The 18,785-nt window shown below is 68.6% G+C and carries 15 protein-coding genes and 1 other RNA gene; 7 read left to right on the plus strand and 9 right to left on the minus strand.

The window, feature by feature from the left end:
• Positions 1–457: 457 nt before the first annotated feature.
• Positions 458–1,360 (plus strand): endonuclease domain-containing protein, encoded by a 903-nt coding sequence (locus ACTHL4_RS12445; protein WP_440283087.1) that lies wholly within the window; start codon positions 458–460, stop codon positions 1,358–1,360.
• A 137-nt stretch (positions 1,361–1,497) separates the two neighbouring features.
• Here ACTHL4_RS12445 and ACTHL4_RS12450 read toward each other — a convergent pair whose 3' ends face one another.
• A complete protein-coding gene (locus tag ACTHL4_RS12450) occupies positions 1,498–1,989 on the minus strand; it encodes a DUF2505 domain-containing protein (protein WP_440283088.1) in 492 nt (163 codons plus the stop codon).
• Positions 1,990–2,024: 35 nt separating this feature from the next.
• Entirely contained in the window at positions 2,025–2,618 is a 594-nt protein-coding gene (locus tag ACTHL4_RS12455; protein WP_440283089.1) for a hypothetical protein, read from the minus strand.
• A 165-nt stretch (positions 2,619–2,783) separates the two neighbouring features.
• Here ACTHL4_RS12455 and ACTHL4_RS12460 point away from each other — a divergent pair, with 165 nt between their 5' ends.
• On the plus strand, positions 2,784–7,643 hold the full coding sequence (locus ACTHL4_RS12460; RefSeq protein ID WP_440283090.1) for an NAD-glutamate dehydrogenase: 4,860 nt from the start codon (positions 2,784–2,786) through the stop codon (positions 7,641–7,643).
• A gap of 32 nt (positions 7,644–7,675) precedes the next feature.
• Positions 7,676–9,145, plus strand: a complete 1,470-nt coding sequence (locus ACTHL4_RS12465) for a sensor histidine kinase (RefSeq protein ID WP_440283100.1) — start codon at positions 7,676–7,678, stop codon at positions 9,143–9,145.
• A gap of 1 nt (position 9,146) precedes the next feature.
• Here ACTHL4_RS12465 and ACTHL4_RS12470 read toward each other — a convergent pair whose 3' ends face one another.
• Positions 9,147–9,395: a WhiB family transcriptional regulator gene (locus ACTHL4_RS12470; protein ID WP_123270792.1), complete on the minus strand. Its 249-nt coding sequence runs from the start codon at positions 9,393–9,395 to the stop codon at positions 9,147–9,149.
• 310 nt (positions 9,396–9,705) lie between these two features.
• Between ACTHL4_RS12470 and ACTHL4_RS12475 the strand changes: the two genes are divergently transcribed.
• Entirely contained in the window at positions 9,706–10,128 is a 423-nt protein-coding gene (locus ACTHL4_RS12475) for a hypothetical protein (RefSeq protein ID WP_440283091.1), read from the plus strand.
• A gap of 3 nt (positions 10,129–10,131) precedes the next feature.
• Here ACTHL4_RS12475 and ACTHL4_RS12480 read toward each other — a convergent pair whose 3' ends face one another.
• The 6 genes from ACTHL4_RS12480 to ACTHL4_RS12505 form a co-directional block, all read right to left on the minus strand.
• Positions 10,132–10,899: a hypothetical protein gene (locus ACTHL4_RS12480; protein ID WP_440283092.1), complete on the minus strand. Its 768-nt coding sequence runs from the start codon at positions 10,897–10,899 to the stop codon at positions 10,132–10,134.
• Positions 10,896–11,726 (minus strand): hypothetical protein, encoded by an 831-nt coding sequence (locus ACTHL4_RS12485; protein WP_440283093.1) that lies wholly within the window; start codon positions 11,724–11,726, stop codon positions 10,896–10,898. The genes ACTHL4_RS12480 and ACTHL4_RS12485 overlap by 4 nt, the downstream gene beginning before the upstream one ends.
• Positions 11,723–12,463: a hypothetical protein gene (locus tag ACTHL4_RS12490; RefSeq protein WP_440283094.1), complete on the minus strand. Its 741-nt coding sequence runs from the start codon at positions 12,461–12,463 to the stop codon at positions 11,723–11,725. The genes ACTHL4_RS12485 and ACTHL4_RS12490 overlap by 4 nt, the downstream gene beginning before the upstream one ends.
• A 114-nt stretch (positions 12,464–12,577) precedes the next feature.
• A complete protein-coding gene (locus ACTHL4_RS12495; protein WP_440283095.1) occupies positions 12,578–12,862 on the minus strand; it encodes a biotin/lipoyl-containing protein in 285 nt (94 codons plus the stop codon).
• A gap of 57 nt (positions 12,863–12,919) precedes the next feature.
• The gene (locus ACTHL4_RS12500; protein ID WP_440283096.1) at positions 12,920–14,473 is read right to left on the minus strand and encodes a DHA2 family efflux MFS transporter permease subunit; all 1,554 of its coding nucleotides are present in this window, start codon (positions 14,471–14,473) and stop codon (positions 12,920–12,922) included.
• 197 nt (positions 14,474–14,670) lie between these two features.
• Positions 14,671–15,303 (minus strand): TetR/AcrR family transcriptional regulator, encoded by a 633-nt coding sequence (locus ACTHL4_RS12505; RefSeq protein WP_440283097.1) that lies wholly within the window; start codon positions 15,301–15,303, stop codon positions 14,671–14,673.
• Positions 15,304–15,475: 172 nt separating this feature from the next.
• Here ACTHL4_RS12505 and ACTHL4_RS12510 point away from each other — a divergent pair, with 172 nt between their 5' ends.
• From ACTHL4_RS12510 to ssrA, 3 genes are all read left to right on the plus strand, one after another.
• Complete coding sequence (locus ACTHL4_RS12510; protein WP_440283098.1) at positions 15,476–16,873, plus strand: FAD-binding protein; 1,398 nt, start codon at positions 15,476–15,478, stop codon at positions 16,871–16,873.
• Positions 16,870–18,156, plus strand: coding sequence for a class I SAM-dependent methyltransferase (locus ACTHL4_RS12515; RefSeq protein WP_440283099.1), 1,287 nt, complete (start codon positions 16,870–16,872; stop codon positions 18,154–18,156). The genes ACTHL4_RS12510 and ACTHL4_RS12515 overlap by 4 nt, the downstream gene beginning before the upstream one ends.
• 105 nt (positions 18,157–18,261) lie before the next feature.
• Positions 18,262–18,629: a transfer-messenger RNA gene (ssrA, locus tag ACTHL4_RS12520) on the plus strand.
• Positions 18,630–18,785: the final 156 nt, after the last annotated feature.

Raw genomic sequence — 18,785 nt, forward strand, 5'->3', positions numbered from 1 at the left:
GTGGGGGGGGGGGGGGGGGGGGGGTGGGGGGGCCCCCCCCCCGCGCGGGCGGGGGGGGGGGCGCCCCCCCCCCCCCGGGGGCGGCCCCCGCCGCTACCGTCGTCCCCTTCGTCGGGCCAACCTCATACAGTCACACCGAGCTGCGTTCTGCCGGCTGCACACTGACCGACCAGCTGGAGGATCAGCCGGGGCGCACGACGGCGTCGCGCCGGGCGAAAAAATCGCTACTGTCGCGACTTGCTCGTTCGAGTCGTCGGTTTCCGGCGAGTGAATCGCTACTGTCGCGAGTTAGACGTCCCGGGTGTGGGTTTCGGGCGAGTGGATCGCTACTGTCGCGAGTTATTCGTGCAGCGGCGCCCCCTCGGGTGGCCCACATCCCCACCAGGCCGCGGACACCGTCCACAGCCGACCGTCTCGCGGGTGCGCTCGGGCTCACGCGCGGCGGACCGTCGCCGGTATGACGAATCTAGGACACACCTTCACTGCCGCCGAGGCGCGAGCTGCGGGTCTGCAACCGTACGAATTGAGCGGGCCGAAGTTTCAGCGACTCTTCCGCGGCGGTTATGCGAAAGCTGACACGAAGGTCACCCACCGCGACAAGCTCTCGTTGGCGTTGCGCGCCCTTCCGGCGGCAAGGTTCGGCTCCCACCAGTCGGCTGCCATCTGTCTGGGTGGCGTCGTTCCTGAGAGTTCCGACGTGCACCTCGGTACGTTTCAAAGAAGGCGCGCGACGTCCCATGGCCTGCGTCTGCACTTCTTCACCCACACGCCGGAAATCATCTGGTTCCAGGGGACGCCGATCACGACGGCCGCGCAGACGTTCCTGAATCTTGCGCGTCCGCTCGAGCTGATCGACCTATTGGTCCTCGGTGACTCCCTGGTGCACCAGGGAAGTGTCACGCCGGAGGCGCTGCGGCGATTCTGCAATGAGCGATCGGCTGACGGTGTAGGACGTGCTCGAGAGGCCGCCGCGTTGGTGCGGGCCGGGGTCGAGTCACCGAACGAGAGCCGGCTGCGACTGCTCGTCGTATCGGCCAATCTTCCGGAGCCCACCGTGAACTTGCCCGTCTTCGATGGTGCTGGCCGCATGGTCCGGCGACTCGACCTCGGATACGAGGACTACAAGATCGCCGTGGAGTACGACGGACGTCATCACATCGATCGGCAAGACCAGTGGCGTGCCGACCTCGCCCGTCGTGAGGAACTCGAGCGGGCTGGGTGGCGCTTCGTGATCGTGACGGCTGCGGACTTGTTCCGCGACCCGGCCGGCGTCATACACCGCATCGCCATCGCACTGCGCGATGCCGGTTGCCCGGTGCCCGACCTCAGCCTCGGTTGGCGTCGGCATTTCGTGGCCTGACGCCCGGACAGACAGCCCGCTTCAGGCGAACAACTCGCGACAGTAGCGATTACCTCGTCCGAAAACGCCTCGGAGAGGGAGTAAGTCGCGACAGTAGCGACTTTGTCGTGCGGCACACGTCGCACCGAGCGACGGCGTCAGCCGGCGAGGTATTCCTGGCCGGTGTGCGCCTCGATGCGCACCCCTCCGGCGATCGCCGGGGCTGCTGCGGTCTCGACCTTCTTGCCGACCAACGGGATCCGTGCCCGCAGGTCGCCCAGCACGTGCATGGTGGTCGTGTCGCCGTCGGGCGTCATCCGGATCCGCCCGCTGAAGTTGATCGGCAGGCCGCCCAGTGACACCTCGAGGTCCGCGGTGCGTGAGCCGTCGGCGGCCGGCGCGGCCCAGTGCTGCAGCTCGATGACCTGCAGGGTCCGGCCGACGATGCGCGCGACGTTGTCCGGCAGGCCGTCGGTGGCCATCTCACGGCGGGTCTCGATGACGTCCGAGGAGCCCTCTTGCTCGACCTTCACCGAGTGGCTCAGAGCTCCCGTGGCGGCGCATTTGGCCTCCTGGAACTGCGGGTCCAGCAGCATCGCGAACACCCGGTCGGCCGGAGCCGCATAGCTCCACGTCTCCTCGATCTTCATAGGCCGCACAGTAGTCGGCGGCCACCCCGGCAGCGTCACCCCGGCAGCGTCGTCGCCGCCGCAAGTCGTGCCGCGTGCTCGGCGCGCACGACGCGCCCCAGCAACTGGTCGATCAGGTCGACCGAACCGTCGGAGCCGGCCGCGCCGATGTCGCCCAGGCGCCGGGATTCGGTCCGCAGCGTGTCGGCGAGCGTGCGCAGTGCGACCGAGAGGCGGGAGAGCGCCTCGGCGATCTCCTGGCCCTGGACCACGCAGTGTTCGCTCGAGCAGTTGTCGGCGACGCGTGCGACGATCCGGGCGATGCTGTGCAGTTCGCTGGCCGCTTGTTCCAGGCCCGCCGGATCGGCCGGGATGCTGCCGCCGCGGATGCGCTCGGCAAGCCGGGCACTGGCGTGTGCCGGGCCGTCCGCGGGCGGTTCGACCAGCACCGGGTCGGGTGCGCCGGCCGGGGGCCTGCGACGGTGCTGGATCTCGGCGAGTTCGTCGTGCCAGCGCAGCAGCGCCTCGGCGGAGCGCTCGATCGCCTCCGCGATCGCGTCGGCCGTCTCGAACTCGGCCGGATCGGTCTGGATGCTCAGCAATCGGGGGACCAGGAGGGCTACTCCTCGGGTCCGGTCGCTGGTCTGCATCCTCGGCAGACTAACGCCGTACGCGCTGATCTGCCGACTCCTGCCCACAGGCTGACGCGACAACCTCTCCCCGATGTGTTCTTCACCACGCCCGGGTCTACTGTGAGCCGTGGAGCGACAACGACGTCGCTGCCGACACGTCACGACGAGGGCCGAAGAACATCTATGTCCGTGGACAGCAATTCCCGTTCAGAAATCTTGCGTGAATGCGCGGCCGAGCACGAGGCGGCGACTCCGCCGTGGCTGCTCGAGCGCTATTACCGCCACGTCGCTGACGAGGACATCGTCGGCTACGGACCGGACCGGCTGGTGGGGACACTGGAGTCCCACAAGCAACTGGCCGCCGAACGCGCGCCGGGCACGACCAAGGTGCGCATCTCCCACCCCAACGCCGCGACCGACGGATGGTCGGCGCCATACGCCATCCTGCAGATCGTCACCGACGACATGCCGTTCCTGGTGGACTCGGTCATCGCCGAGCTGTCCCGGCACGATCGCAGCGTCCGGGCGCTGATCCACCCGCAGCTGTTCGTGCAACGCGACGCCGCCGGCAGGCTGCAGAAGGTCTACGACACCGACGGCCTCCCGCACACCGACGTCGACGAACTGGCACCGATCAGCGAGTCGTGGATGCACTTCGAGATCGACCTGGGTCCGGACGAGGCCGCCGACCAGGAGCTGGTCGCCGACATCGAGCGGGTGCTCGGGGACGTGCGCGTCGCCGTCGACGACTGGTCGAAGATGCACAGCGAGTGCGAGAAGGTCATCGCCGACCTCGACGGCAGCCGCCCGGAGTCGGTGCCGGCCAAGGCGGTCGAGCAGGCACAGGGCTTCCTGCGCTGGCTGGCCGATGACCACTTCACCTTCCTGGGCTACCGCGAATACACCCTCGACACGGTCGACGGCGAGGACGTGCTGCGCACCGAACCCGGTTCGGGGCTGGGCATCCTGCGCTACGACAAGCCGTCCTCGCAGTCCTTCGGCCGGCTCAGCCCCCGCGGCCGCGCCATCGCCCGCACGCCGCAGCTGCTGACCATCACCAAGGCCAACTCACGCGCCACCGTGCACCGTGCCTCGTTCCTGGACTACATCGGCATCCGCACCTTCGACGCCCAGGGCAACGTGGTGGGGGAGAAGCGCTTCCTCGGGCTGTTCACCTCCAGCGCCTACACCGAGTCGGTGCGCCGCGTGCCGGTCGTGCGCGAACGCGTCGCCAAGGTGCTGGCCCGCACCGGGTTCTCACCGGACAGCCACTCCGGCAAGGACCTGCTGGAGGTCCTGGAGACCTACCCGCGCGACGAGCTCTTCCAGACCTCCAGCGACGAGCTCTACGAGATCTCGACCAGCGTGCTGCGATTGCAGGAGCGCCGTCAGGCGCAGATGTTCCGCCGGGTCGACGAGTTCGGCCGCTTCGTGTCCGTGCTGGTCTACCTGCCGCGGGACCGCTACAACACCGGCGTCCGGCTGCGCATCGAGCGCATCCTGCGCGACGCGTATGACGCCGAGGCCATCGACTACACCACGCGCATCGCCGAGTCCACGCTCGCGTTGATCCACTTCGTCGTGCGGCTGCACCAGGGCGCCGACGTGCCCGAGGTCGACGAGGACACGCTGCAGGAGCAGCTGCTGGAGAGCAGCCGGACATGGGGCGAACGACTCGGTGCCGTCGCGCACGAAGAGGACGGCGAGGACGCCGCCGCTCGGGTGATGAGCCTCTACTCGCGAGCCTTCCCCGAGGCCTACAAGGAGGACTTCACCCCACGCCAGGGCGTCGCCGACCTGCGCCGCATCGAGGCGCTGAAGTCCGACGACGACACGCTGCTGACGCTCTACCGCGACCCGACCGCGGACGCCCGGGAGCGCCGGTTCAAGCTCTTCCGACGCGACCCGGTCGTGCTGACCGACGTGCTGCCGGTCTTCACCAACCTCGGCGTCAAGGTCACCGACGAACGGCCCTACTCGATGAAGCGTGCCGACGGGGTCGTGGTCCACGTCTACGACTTCGGCCTGCGTGCTCAGGGCGAGGCGGACTGGGGCACCGACGAGGCATCGACCGCCGAGGTGCGGGACCGTTTCCAGACCGCGTTCAGCGACGCCTGGGAGGGCCACGCCGAGAGCGACGGCCTGGGCGCGCTGGTGCTGCACGCCGGCCTCAGCTCCCGTGAGGTGACGGTGCTGCGCGCGATCAGCAAATACCTGCGCCAGATCGGGTTCACCTTCAGCCAGGCCTACATCGAGCAGGCGCTGCGCGCCAACACCGACCTGGCGCGCGACCTCGCCGCACTCTTCGCGGTCCGCTTCGACCCGCAGCGGGACGCGGCGGGACGTGACGCGGCCGAGGAGCAGATCGTCGCGCGTATCGAGACCGCGCTGGACGATGTCGCCAGCCTCGACCACGACCGGATCATCCGCACCATGATGGGCGTCATCCGGGCCACGCTGCGCACCAACGCCTACCAGCGTGACGAGCACGGCGAGCCCAGCCCGGTGCTCAGCTTCAAGATCGACTGCGCGTCGGTGCCCGGGCTGCCCAGTCCGAAGCCGAAGTTCGAGATCTGGGTCTACGGGCCGCGGGTCGAGGGCGTGCACCTGCGATTCGGCATGGTGGCCCGCGGCGGCCTGCGCTGGAGCGACCGGCCCGAGGACTTCCGCACCGAGATCCTCGGCCTGGTCAAGGCGCAGATGGTCAAGAACGCCGTCATCGTGCCGACCGGTTCCAAGGGCGGCTTCGTCGCCAAGCGACTGCCCGACCCGAGTGACCGGGAGGCCTGGCTGGCCGAGGGCATCGCGTCGTACAAGCTGTTCATCTCCGGGCTGCTGGACGTGACCGACAACCTGGTCTCCGGTGAGGTCGTGCCGCCGAAGGACGTCGTGCGGCACGACGGTGACGACACCTACCTGGTGGTCGCGGCCGACAAGGGCACCGCGAGCTTCAGCGACATCGCCAACGGTGTCGCCCAGTCCTACGGGTTCTGGCTGGACGACGCGTTCGCCTCCGGCGGCTCCGCCGGGTACGACCACAAGGCGATGGGCATCACCGCCCGCGGCGCCTGGGAGTCGGTGAAGCGTCACTTCCGCGAGATGGGCACCGACACCCAGACGCAGGAGTTCACCGTCGTCGGCGTCGGCGACATGAGCGGCGACGTCTTCGGCAACGGCATGCTGCTGTCGGAGCACATCCGGCTGGTCGCGGCGTTCGACCACCGGCACATCTTCCTGGACCCCGACCCGGTCGCCGCCACTTCGTATGCCGAACGTCGCCGGCTCTTCGAGCTGCCGCGTTCGTCGTGGGTCGACTACGACACGTCGCTGATCTCCGAGGGCGGCGGCGTCTATCCGCGCACCGCCAAGTCGGTGCCGATCACGCCCCAGGTGCGCACGGCGCTGGGGCTCGGCGACGACGTCACCAAACTGACCCCGAACGAACTCATGCGGGCGGTGCTGCTGGCGCCGGTCGACCTGTTCTGGAACGGCGGCATCGGCACCTACATCAAGGCGTCGGGGGAGACCGCCGCGGACATCGGCGACCGCGCCAACGACCAGATCCGGGTCAACGGCGACCAGCTGCGGGTGAAGGTCGTCGGTGAGGGCGGCAACCTGGGCGCCAGCCAGTTGGGCCGCATCGAGGCGGCCCAGCACGGAGTGCGGATCAACACCGACGCCATCGACAACTCGGCCGGGGTGGACACCTCCGACCACGAGGTCAACATCAAGATCCTGGTCACCGACCTGATGCGCAAGGGCCGGTTCGACCTCGAGCAGCGCAACACGCTGCTGCATTCGATGACCGACGAGATCGCCGTCCAGGTGCTGCGGGACAACTACGAGCAGAACGTCCTGCTCGGCAACGCCCGCGCCCAGACGCATGCGATGCTGCCCGTGCACCAGCGGCTGATCCACTGGCTGGAGCAGCGTGGCGAACTCGACCGCGGCCTGGAGTTCCTACCCGGTGACGGTGAGATCGGCCAGCGCGCCAGCACCGGCGACGGCCTGACGTCACCGGAGTTCTCGGTCCTGGTGGCCTACTCCAAGCTGGCCCTCAAGACGGACCTGAGCAAGTCCGAGCTGACCGACGACCCGTGGTTCGAGGAACGGCTGGCGGGCTACTTCCCGGAGCCGATCCGGGAGCACTACGCCGCGGAGCTGGCCGACCACCCGCTGCGCCGGGAGATCGTCATCAACCAGGTCGTCAACTCGATGATCAACCGGGGCGGCATCACCTTCGCCTTCCGTGTCGCGGAGGAGACCGGTGCCGGACCCGAGCAGATCGCCCGCGCGTTCGTCATCGCCCGCGAGGTGTTCGGCCTGACCGAGTTCGTCACGCAGGTCGAGGCGTTGGACAACAAGGTGCCCACGGAGGCGCAGACGACGCTCTACCTGGAGTTCCGGCGGTTGCTGGACCGCGCCACCCGGTGGCTGGTGCACAGCCGTCCGGCACGACTGGACATCGCCAGCGAGATCGAGCGCTTCGCCCCCGTGGTGCGCGAGCTGACGCCGAAGCTGCCGGAGCTGTTGCAGGGTTCCGAGCACGAGCGGTGGCGCTCCCGGCAGCAGGAGATGAGCGAAGGCGGCGCGCCCGACTCGCTGACCGGCTGGGCGGCGGCGTTGCTGGACTCCTACTCGCTGCTGGACATCACCGAGCAGTCCATCAGCACCGACACACCGGTGGCCGATGTGGCCGCGGTCTACTTCATGCTGTCGGAACGCTTGGGCATCGACCGCATCCTGCAGGCCGTCTCGCGGTTGCCGCGTGACGACCGGTGGGACGCGCTCGCCCGTGGCGCCGTGCGCGACGACCTGTATGCCGTGCTCGACTCGTTCACGGCGGCCGTCATCGCCGACACCCCGGCGTCGGAGTCGGCCGAGCAGCGGCTGGACCGTTGGGCGACCGAGAACGCCGAGTCGATCAACCGCGCCCAGCAGGCGCTGGTGGGGGTCGCCGAGCTGGACGAGGCCGGCCTGGCGCCGCTGTCGGTGGCGCTGCGGACACTGCGCTCGGTGGTGCGCTCCGGCTCCGCTCGATAGATAGCCCGCATTAGGCTCGGCACGTGCCCTCGATGAACGACGTGCTGGGCGAGCACACCGACCTGGACCAGTCGGCCTGGGACTGGCTGCACCTGCTGGTCAGCGACTGGCAGCTGCTGGCCGATCTGTCCTTCGCCGACCTGGTGCTGTGGGTGCCCACCCGTGACCGCAGCTGGGTCGCGGCAGCGCACGTGCGACCGACCACCGGCGTCGGCGTCTTCGTCAACGACGTCGTGGGCAGCCGCATCGACCACACCCGGCAGCGGACGGTCACGCAGGCGTATGACGGCCCGCAGATCATCCGCTCGCACTCGACCACCTGGCGCGACGAGCTGCCGGTGCGGGAGGAGGCCATCCCGGTCGTGCAGCGCCACGAGGCGGTCGCCGTGCTGACGCGCCATACCAACCTGGCCTCGATGCGCACGCCCAGCCGGCTGGAGGTGACCTACCTGGCCACCGCCGACGCGTTGTCGCGGATGATCGCCTCGGGGGAGTTCCCGAACGCCGCGGCACCACCGGCCAGTCGGCGCGGCGCGCCACGGGTCGGCGACGGCGTGCTGCGGCTGGATGCCGAGGGCAACGTCACCTACGCCAGCCCGAACGCCGTGTCCGCGCTGCACCGGCTGGGTCACGACGATCAGCTGGTCGGGGTGCGGCTCGCCTCGGCGCTCGGCAAGGTCCTGCCGGAGCGCGGGCCGGTCGACGAGGAGCTGATGATGGTGCTGACCGGCCGGGTGCCGTGGAGCACCGAGATCGAGTCGCGCAGTGCCTACGTCAGCGCCCGCTCGATCCCGCTGTCGGAGGGCGGCCGGCGCACCGGTGCGGTGCTGCTGGTGCGGGACGTCAGTGAGGTACGCCGCCGCGAGCGCGAGCTGCTCAGCAAGGACGCGACGATCCGGGAGATCCATCACCGGGTCAAGAACAATCTGCAGACCGTCGCCGCCGTGTTGCGACTGCAGGCGCGACGGCTGGACGATCCGCAGGCTCGGGCCGCACTCGACGGTGCGGTGCGGCGCGTCGGCACCATCGCCGCGGTGCACGAGACGCTCAGCGGCGGCTGGGACGACACCACGCCGTTCGACGAGATCGCCAGCAGTTCGTTGCGGTCGGCGGTCGAGATCAGCAACCGCTCGCAGGAGCGGGTGACCGCCGTGCTGACCGGCACGTTCGGGTCATTGCACGCCGAGGACGCGACCGCCGTGGCGATGATCGTGGCGGAGTTGGTCCAGAACGCCATCGAGCACGGGTTCGCGGATCACGGGGGAAAGGTGACGTTGGACGCCGAGCGCTCGACCAGTGCCGACGGTGAAGGCGTGCTGCGGGTGACGGTCACCGACGACGGTGCCGGGCTGCCGGGCGACTTCGATCCGGCGCGGTCCGGCCTCGGCATTCAGATCGTGCGGTCCTTCGTGCAGGACCTGCGCGGGGAGATCAGCTGGTCGCGGAGGGAGCCGCACGGCACGCAGGTGCGCTTCGTGGCCCGGTTGCGCGAGGAGCCGTGAGTTATCCGGCGCGGCGGGCGCGGGCGTTGCGGCGCTTCAGGGCGCGGCGCTCGTCCTCGGAGAGACCGCCCCAGACGCCGGCGTCCTGGCCGGACTCCAGGGCCCACTTCAGGCAGGTGTCGATGACCTCGCAGCGACGGCACACCTGTTTGGCGTCCTCGATCTGCTGCAAGGCGGGTCCCGTGTTGCCGATGGGGAAGAACAGCTCCGGGTCCTCGTCCAGGCATGCAGCGCGATCGCGCCAATCCATGTGGTTCTGCTCCTTGCTCCAGACGCACGTGTCGCAGGCACGTACGTCAACGAATCGGTGGTGTGACAGTCCGCGACGGGGGTCACCGGGTGCGGACGTTCGGTGGTGGCGGACCATGACGTCGCCAAGGGTTCGTCTTGGGTAACGTCGGTGCGCCATACGCTGTTCCCAACCTTCACAGATCCAAACAACAATCCACAAGCGCTTTGACCAAGAATTTCCGCGTCAGTCGTGAGTCGTCCGTCACATCCGCGTCGTCGGCGCGGGGGCGACGCTGCCGCGGAACGCGCAGCGGCATACGGTGCATGCCGTGACGACCCGCCCTCCGACGACCCGCCCGCACTCGACCTGGCGGCTGCCCGCATTGCTGCTGGCCGTGCAGACCGCCGTGCTGGTCGTCTTCGCGGTGGTGCTGGTCGTCGTCGCGATCTCCGGCAGCAGCGACGACGCGGGCCGCGCCGCGACCGAGGGCGGCACCGTGCTGGCGCTCGCGGTCTGCAGCGGGTTGCTGTCCTGGGGCTTCTGGCGCGAACGCAGTCTGGCCCGCACACCCTCGCTGCTCTGGAACGCCCTGGCGGTCATCGTCGGCATCACGGTCGCGACGTCCGGCGCCCCGCTGCCCGGCGTGCTGGTGATCCTGGTCGGGGCGATCACGTTCCTGGCCACCTTGCGGGTGCCGACCTACGACCTCGACGACGACCACAAGGACGACGACGACAACAACAACGAGTAGTCGCTACATCCGGGCGGCGAGCAACTGGAAGATCAGCGGGAAGATCTGCTGCTGCAGCACGTCCTTGTAGGACCCGAAGTCGTCGCCGCTCAGTGAGAAGAAGCCGTCATACGTCATGGTCAGCCGCATGGCGGTGCGGCCGTTGCCGATCACGATGTCATACGTTGGCGACCCCCCGTCGCCGGGCGCAATGCTCAGCCGCTGGGTCCGGAACGAGCCGTCCTTGTAGTAGACGCGGCTGTCCTGCGGTTTGCCGCCGGCGTCGGTGTAGAGGGTCCGGTCGCTCGAGCGCTTGCTGTCGTATGCCGCCAGCACCGAGTTCTCGGTGCCGACCGAGTCGACGGTGATGGTGATGGAATTGTCGGGAACGTTCTCCGAGTTGGAGTCACCCTGCAACGACGGGGTGACGACCAGCTTGGTGGGGCCGTCCGGGGTGAAGCCGATCTTGGTGGCGTCCGGGAAGACACCGATCAGTTCCTTGATCGACAGCAGCCGCCCGGCCTCCGGCCAGTCCGACTGTGCGACGCCGCCGTCGGTGATCGGCGGGTCGAAGACCGGCAGGCTCTTGTCGAGCACGACCTTGCGGCCGGCGTTGTTGGCGACGACGACGCCGGGGGAGTCCCACTGGCCGGGCTGCTCGGTCTTGTAGGGCTCGTGCGGCTTCGGGCCGGTGGTGGTGCTCGTCGCGGCGGAGGTGCCGCTGCCGCCCCCGCACCCGGTGAGCACCGACAGGGCCAGCACGCCGGCGGTCACGACGGCGAGGCGCTTCATGCGGTGGCCTTCGCGGTGGTGGTGAGCTTGGCCCCGAGCAGCTGGACCAAGGACGGCACGATGGTCGTGCGGTAGAGGCGCCGGGACGCCAGATAGTCGTTCGTCAGCGTGGTGAAGCCGATGCCGCTGAACCACACCTCACCCGCGACGTCGCCGTGCTGCAGCAACACCTTGGTCGTGGTGCCGTCGGTGTATGCCGCGGAGACTCCGAGCGCCTTATTGGCATAGAAGGTGTAGAGCCCCGGACGTTTCGCCGATCGCGCGCGGTCCTGCGTCAGGTCCCGGGTCCACTGCTTGCCGATCTGCTGCGGCAGGCCGAACCCGCGAATGTTGATCATCAGCTTGCTGCGGTCGTCGTCGGGCTCTCCGGAGATCCGCAGCTCCAAGGTGCACGTGGTCGACTTCGCCGTCGAGCCGCCGCCGGGCAGGTTGCCGGTGGCACACTGGGTGGCCGTCATACCGGTGAGACCGGGCAGCACCTGCCGCAGCTCCGCCTGGGTGAAGATCTCCGCCGCGGCCGGCCACGTCTGGTCCATCGGCTGCTTGCCGGTGCGGTCCACCTGCACCGCGAAATGCTCGGACGGCGTGATGCGCTTGGCCGTGGGTGTGGCCGCATCGCCCGGCGCCGCCGGGGGAGTGTATGGCGTCACCGACGCCGGCGTGCTGGCCGACGGCTTGCCGGAGCGCGACGTCTTGGGCGCACTGGTCGACGTGCCGGGCTTGGCCGGCACGCCGCCCGCACCGCCCGCGGCATACGCGGTGTATGCCGGCACGCTCACCGTGACGGCGGCGGCGACAGCGGCCGCGAGGGCGGTTGTTCGTCTCATGCGTATTTCCTCGGCATCCGGTCGGCAAGGTCCTTGGCCAGCACCGGGAAGATGCCGGTGAGCAGGGTGTTGCGGGAGTCGTGCAGCGAGTTGAAACCGCGGAAGGTCAGATTGATCCAGGCCGCCATGTTGCCGTCCGACACCAGCACCGACGACTGGTCGTTGTCCAGGTAGTAGCTGCCCTTGGCGCTGAACGAGCCGCTGGCGAAGAAGCGCTCACCGGCTTTGTGGTTGGCGAAGTTCTTGTTGCGCTCGGAGGTCCATGACTCGGTGACCCGCTGGTCGGCACCGATGCTGACGATGCTGACTTGCACCGAGTTGGAGTAGCCACCACCGTCCTGCAGGGACACCGACCAGGTGCACGAAGCGTTCTTGGCGGTCTTCTCCAGACCGCTGTCGCCCTTGACGCAGCTGCCGAGCGTGACCGCGGACGCTTCCGGGATCGCGCCCTTGAGCTGGTCGGACGTCAGCACCGTGTCGGCGCTGGGCCACTGGGCGGAGGGAACGTTGGGGTCGTCCGGCGTGGCCAGGGTGAAGGTCCAGACGTCGCCGCCGTCGACGACTTTGCGGTCCGAGCCGTTGCCCGGCACCGTCGCCCTGACCAGCCCCTCCTGGCCGGCGCCCTCGGTCCACGGCGGCGCCGACGCGGTGCCGGTGCTCCCACCGCCGCACCCGGCCAGCAGACCGGCGGCGACCATCCCGGCGGCCGCGGCATACGCGACTCGTGCCCTGGCCATGCGTTGCACTCCCCTCAGCGATCCCCTCGGTGGTCGGCCTCGCGGCGCAGCTGAATGCAGCCGACCACGACGGACATTATGACCCGAGCCGGAGCCGATGGGTTCCACCTGCTGTCAGCCGATCTCCAGCAGCACCGCGCCGCCCTCGACCTGTGTCTGATCGGGTACGGCGAGTCGGCGCACCGTTCCGGTGCGTGGTGCGGTGAGGGCCGCCTCCAGCTTCATCGCCTCGATGACCGCCACGACGTCCCCGGCCTGCACCGGGTCCCCGCCGGTGACCCAGAAGGTCACCACACCGCCGAACGGTGCGGTGACACCGCCCGAGGTCGCCGGATCGATCCGGCCGCTGACCCGCGCCACGGCCAACGACCGCGGGACGGCGCGCAGCGAACGAGTCATGCCCCGACCCTACGGGCACACCGCAGGCGTCGGGGCATGACCCGTCGGGCAGCCGGCTCAGCCGACGTGCACCGCGGCCTCCTCGGAGGCCAACTCGGTGTGCTTGATGTTGAGCAGCCCGATCACCAGCAGGGTGCCGACCAGCAGCATGCCGGCGGCATACCAGAAGGCGTGCGTCGAACCGAAGGTCTGCGCCTGCAGTGCGGCCTGGTGGGTGGCCTCGGCGATCTGGCCCTTGGTCGGCGCCTGGCCGGCTGCGGTCGCCCGCTCCAGGGCGGCCTGCCCGCTCGCGGCGAGCTCGGTGCCCTTCTGGGTGGCGAAGTGGGTGAAGACGGTCGTCAACGCGGCGATCCCGACAGCTCCTCCGATTTGCTGTGCGGTGTTGAGCGCTGATGCCGCCGCTCCCGAGTCGTCCTTGCTCACGCCGGCCGTCGCGGTCAGCGTCAGCGGGATGAACAGGAAGCCCATGCCGAAGCCCATCACGACCACCCAGGGCAGCAGGTGCGATGCGTAGCCGCTGTCCGTGGACAGCTGGGTGAAGCCCCACATGGCGACGGTGGTGAGCACTCCGCCGAAGCCGGCCAGCCACCGCGGGTCCACCCGCCCGGCCAGGTTGGAGGCGACGCCCGCCGCCGCGACGATCCCGACACTGAACGGCAGGAACGAGAAGCCCGACTTCACCGGGGAGTAGCCCAGCACCTGCTGGATGAACAGGCCGAGGAAGAAGAACATCGAGAACATTCCCGCGCCGATCAGCAGCATCGAGAAGAGCGACACCGCACGGGTGCGGTCCGCCAGGATCCGCAGCGGCAGCAGCGGGTGCGTCACCCGGCTCTCGATGAGCACGAACGCGGCGACCACGACCAGCCCGCCCAGCAGCGGGAAGAGGGTCTGGAAGTCACCCCACGACGAGCCCTGCTGGCCGGCGTGGGACAGGCCGTAGACGATCCCGAAGAGACCGACCGTGCCGGTCACCGCGCCCCAGATGTCCAGGGTGCCGTCGCTGCCCTCCGACTCGATCAGCACACGCGGCGCCAGCGCCGCGACCGCCAAACCGATCGGCACGTTGATGAAGAACGTCCACCGCCAGTCGGCCTCGGTGAGCAGGCCGCCGAGGATCAGGCCGACGGCCGCGCCGGCGCCGGACATCGCGGCATACACGGCCATCGCGCGGTTGCGCTCCTTGCCGGCCGGGAAGGTGGTGTTGATCAGTGCCAGTGCGGCGGGGGAGGCCAGTGCGGCACCGGCGCCCTGCAGCGCACGGGCGGCCAGCAGCAACGCGCCGCTGGGTGCGATGCCGCCGATCAGTGAGGCGATCGCGAAGACCGCGACACCGAGCACGAACATCCGGCGGCGGCCGAAGAGGTCGCCGAGGCGTCCGCCGAGCAGCAACAGGCTGCCGAAGCCCAGGGCGTATGCCGTCACGACCCACTGCACGCTCGACTGCGTGAAGTCCAGGTCGGTCAGGATGTGCGGTGTGGCGATGTTCACGATCGTGCCGTCCAGCACGATCATCAGCTGCGCCATGGCGATCACGATGAGAGCCACGGTGAGGTTGGTCTTCCTCGGGGTGGACTGCTCCTCGGACACCGCGTCGACGACTGTTGTCATCAGGTGGTCCCTTCTGAGGATGGGTGCCGGCCGTGAGCAGGCACAGGAGTGTTCGGCCGGCGACCGGGTGCGATCGTCGGGTGACTGTTGGCTGTGTTCGGTCAGCCGGCCGCCGGATGGCGGTCGCGGTGGCTGTTACTGATATGACGAGCTGAGTCGCTCGATTTCGACATGCACAGCACAGCGGATCTTGCGGTCTACTTCTGTCCGCTGTCCGACACGCTGGCCCGGCACGCCGGCAACATGACTTGGTCGATTGTCGAGGTGATGAACGGCTCGTCCGGACACTGACCGGTGGACATCACCCGATAGGCGATGGCCGCAGGCAGGATCCCGGCGAGCTGGTCGACATCGGCGTCGGCGCCGACCTCGCCGCGCCGCTGCGCGCGCACGATGACTTCGCGAAGCTGCTCCATTCGAGGCTTCATGAAGCGCTCGGTGAAGACGGTGGTCAGCTCGGGGTCCCGGTGGATCGCCGACACGACGGCGCCGAAGACCTGCATCGACTTGTCGTTGAACTCCGGGTCGTCGCAGTAGTGGAACGTCAGGTCACCGGCGAGGCTGCCGGTGTCGGGAAGCCCGTGCGGGTCGTCACCGCCTTGTGCCTTCAGGTGCTCCAGGGCGCTCACGACCAGGTCGGCCTTGGTGGGCCACTTGCGGTAGAGAGTCGCCTTGCTCGCGCGCACCTTGCCGGCCACCGCATCGAAGGTCATCCGGTCGTAGCCGACCTCGATCAGGGTGTCGATGACGCCGTCCAGGATCTCCGCCTCGCGTTCACCCTCGACGCGCGGCTTGGTGCCGGTATCGCTGGTGGCTGCAGAGGCGTTCATGACGGTGTTCCTTCCTTGGCGGAGTAGGGCATCGACGGCCAGTCTCCCAGACCTTCGATGAAACGAAACTGTTTCGTTCTATCGATACGGTAGACCCGCACCGGCTGCCGATGCAAGTGGCGCGGGGGAGTAGGTTGCTGGGCGCACCCTGACAGGACCCGTTGGAGGCAATGTGGCGCGCGCACGCGGCGAGATCGTCGGCTGGACCAAGCACCGCGCGGCGGTCGAGGACCTGCAACGGCAGCTGGCGGCCATGCCCCCCGGGGCGCCGGTCCGGCTGGCCAAGCGGACGTCCAATCTCTTCCGCCCGCGCGAGGCGAATCCTGTTCCGGGACTTGATGTCTCGCGTCTCCATGGGGTTGTGGAGGTCGATCCGCGCGCCGGCACCGCGGACGTGCAGGGTATGACGACCTACGAGGACCTGGTCGACGCGACGCTGCGCTACGGGCTGATGCCCTACGTCGTGCCGCAGCTGCGCACCATCACCCTCGGTGGCGCCGTGACGGGCCTCGGGATCGAGTCGTCGTCCTTCCGGAACGGGCTGCCGCACGAGTCGCTGATCGAGATGGACGTGCTGACCGGCTCGGGTGAGATCGTCACCGCGCGCGACGACAACGAGCACGCGGATCTGTTCCGGACCTTCCCCAACTCCTACGGGTCGCTGGGCTACTCGGTGCGGCTGAAGATCGCACTGGAGCGGGTGGCGCCATACGTCCATCTGCGGCACGTGCGCTTCGGCGCGACCGGTGAACTGCTGGGGACGCTGCGGCAGGTGCTGCAGGACCGCTCGTACGACGGCGAGGACGTCGATTTCGTGGACGGCGTCGTCTTCTCGCGCGAGGAGTGCTACCTGGTGCTGGGCAGCTGGGCGAGCTCCGCGCCATACACCTCGGACTACACGGGCCAGCAGATCTACTACCGCTCGATCCAGCAGCGCAGCGAGGACTACCTGACGGTGCTGGACTATCTGTGGCGCTGGGACACCGACTGGTTCTGGTGCAACCGGGCGCTCGGCCTGCAGAAACCGTTGCTGCGGCGGCTGGTTCCCCGCCGCTACCTGCGCAGCGACGTCTACAGCAAAGTGATCCGCTGGGAGAACAAGCACGGTTACGTCGCCAAGCTGGACGCCACGAAGGGCAAGCTGCCCCGGGAACGCGTCGTGCAGGACGTCGAGATCGCGCTGGATCGCACGGAGGACTTCCTCGACTGGTTCCTGGACAACGTGCCGATCGAGCCGATCTGGTTGTGCCCGTTGGCGGTTCGCGACGTGGATCATGGAGAGCAGCCCTGGCCGCTCTACCCGCTCAAGCGCGGGGAGCAGTACGTCAACGTCGGTTTCTGGTCGACCGTCGAGATCACACCCGGCCGGGCCGATGGCGACGTCAACAAGGACATCGAACGTGTCGTGCACGAGCTGGGTGGGCACAAATCCCTGTACAGCGACGCCTACTACGACGAGGACACCTTCTGGTCCCTCTACGGCGGCGACACGCTCGAGCAGGTCAAGCATCAGTACGACCCGGACGGGCGGTTGCCCGATCTCTACACGAAGGCGGTGAAGCGGCGGTGACGCTGAGTATTGGGGAGATTTCGGACCGGATCTTCGGCGCGGACGTGCCGTTCGCGGTGAAGGCGTATGACGGCTCCCGCGGCGGCAACCCGGACGCCGTCGTCACGATCGACATCTCCAACGAACGGGCATTGCGCTACCTGGTGACGGCACCCGGTGAGCTCGGGCTGGCGCGCGCCTACATCATGGGCGACCTCATCGTCGAGGGCATCGATCCGGGCGACCCCTACGACTTCCTGTCGCTCTTCCTGGACGGCTTCGCACCGCGTCGCCCACCGGTCGGCGAGCTGGCCGAGATCGCCACGTCGTTGGGACTGCGGAGTTTCCGGGTGCCGGAGCTGCCGGCGCAGGAGTCGGCGCCGCAGTGGCGCCGGATGGCCGAAGGACTGCGCGGGCTGCGCCATTCCCGCAAGCGGGACGCCCAGGCGATCCACCACCACTACGACGTCAGCAACGACTTCTACGAGCTGGTGCTCGGCCCGTCGATGGCCTACACCTGCTCCTGCTACCCGACGCAGGACGCGACGCTCGAGCAGGCGCAGGAGCACAAGTTCGACCTGGTGTGCAAGAAGCTGGGCCTCAAGCCCGGGATGCGGCTGCTCGACATCGGCTGCGGCTGGGGCGGCATGGTCAAGCACGCGGTGCAGCATTACGGCGTCACGGCACTGGGGGTCACCCTGTCGGCCGAGCAGGCCTCCTGGGCGCAGCAGCACCTGAAGGAGTGCGGCCTGGACGACCGTGGCGAGGTCCGACACGGTGACTACCGCGATATCACCGAGGACGGCTTCGACGCGGTCAGCTCCATCGGCCTGACCGAGCACATCGGGGTGAAGAACTACCCGAGCTACTTCAAGTTCAACTACGACCGGCTCAAGGTCGGCGGACGCATGCTGAACCACTGCATCACCCGACCGGACAACAAGGCGCCGGCGCTCACCCGCGGCGGGTTCATCAACCGCTATGTCTTCCCCGACGGTGAGATCACCGGTGTCGGCACCGTGGTGTCGACGATGCAGGACGAGGGCTTCGAGATCCGGCACGCCGAGGACCTGCGCGAGCACTACGCGCGCACCACCCGGGCCTGGTGCAAGAACCTGTCAGCCAACTGGGATGAGTGCGTGCGTGACGCCGGCGAGCAGATCGCGCGCGTCTGGGGTCTCTACCTGGCCGGTTCGTCGATCGGCTTCGAACGCAATCACATCCAGCTGCACCAGGTGCTCGGTGAGAAGGTCGCAGCCGACGGGCAGGCGGCATACCCGCTGCGCCCCGACTTCGGCGTCTGAGGAATGGGTTCGCGCCGGTCGGCGTTGCACCGTATGCTTCGGCGGACAACTGAACAGTGATGATGGTTCGCAGACCGGCAAAGTCAGTCCGGTAAGCAATCCAACGGGGGTGATCGGTTTCGACGTTGATCGCCGTTGTAGGGGAAGCGGGCCGAGGATGCACGGTTATCTCGTGAACGCTCCGTGCAAAACCAATAGGTGCCGACTCAAAGCGCACCGACTTCGCCCTCGCCGCCTGAGCGAGCTTCGAAGTCCGTCAGCCTGAGCTAGTTCTCGACTCAGTGTCTGGCGTCAGCTAGAGGACTTGCTGTGTCGTCACGCCGAGGGGCGACACGGGACTCTTACTCGGCTGGGCCTGTCAGGGAACGTGTGCGTGCGAGCCCTGGGGCCGAGAAAATCCACAGCGCACTGCACCCGGAGAAGCCGTGGTATGTCGTCTGTGGACGGGGTTTCGATTCCCGCCACCTCCACCACGGTGGTGCTCGCAAATGGTCGTTGAGCCTCGTGGGCCGGGTCACGCCGTGACCGGGCCCTCGAGGCTCAACGGCGATGTGCGAGCACCACGGTGGTGGAGGTGGCGGGAATCGAACCCGCGTCCACTGACGACTTACCAGGGCTTCTCCGGGTGC

Source organism: Flexivirga sp. (assembly GCF_051955415.1).
Taxonomy (GTDB): Bacteria; Actinomycetota; Actinomycetes; order Actinomycetales; family Dermatophilaceae; genus Flexivirga.

Coding starts and splice junctions, on each gene's coding strand:
- ACTHL4_RS12445 (WP_440283087.1), top strand. CDS start 458: ATGACGAATCTAGGACACACCTTCACTGCCGCCGAGGCGCGAGCTGCG.
- ACTHL4_RS12450 (WP_440283088.1), bottom strand. CDS start 1,989: ATGAAGATCGAGGAGACGTGGAGCTATGCGGCTCCGGCCGACCGGGTG.
- ACTHL4_RS12455 (WP_440283089.1), bottom strand. CDS start 2,618: ATGCAGACCAGCGACCGGACCCGAGGAGTAGCCCTCCTGGTCCCCCGA.
- ACTHL4_RS12460 (WP_440283090.1), top strand. CDS start 2,784: ATGTCCGTGGACAGCAATTCCCGTTCAGAAATCTTGCGTGAATGCGCG.
- ACTHL4_RS12465 (WP_440283100.1), top strand. CDS start 7,676: ATGAACGACGTGCTGGGCGAGCACACCGACCTGGACCAGTCGGCCTGG.
- ACTHL4_RS12470 (WP_123270792.1), bottom strand. CDS start 9,395: ATGGATTGGCGCGATCGCGCTGCATGCCTGGACGAGGACCCGGAGCTG.
- ACTHL4_RS12480 (WP_440283092.1), bottom strand. CDS start 10,899: ATGAAGCGCCTCGCCGTCGTGACCGCCGGCGTGCTGGCCCTGTCGGTG.
- ACTHL4_RS12485 (WP_440283093.1), bottom strand. CDS start 11,726: ATGAGACGAACAACCGCCCTCGCGGCCGCTGTCGCCGCCGCCGTCACG.
- ACTHL4_RS12490 (WP_440283094.1), bottom strand. CDS start 12,463: ATGGCCAGGGCACGAGTCGCGTATGCCGCGGCCGCCGGGATGGTCGCC.
- ACTHL4_RS12495 (WP_440283095.1), bottom strand. CDS start 12,862: ATGACTCGTTCGCTGCGCGCCGTCCCGCGGTCGTTGGCCGTGGCGCGG.
- ACTHL4_RS12500 (WP_440283096.1), bottom strand. CDS start 14,473: ATGACAACAGTCGTCGACGCGGTGTCCGAGGAGCAGTCCACCCCGAGG.
- ACTHL4_RS12505 (WP_440283097.1), bottom strand. CDS start 15,303: ATGAACGCCTCTGCAGCCACCAGCGATACCGGCACCAAGCCGCGCGTC.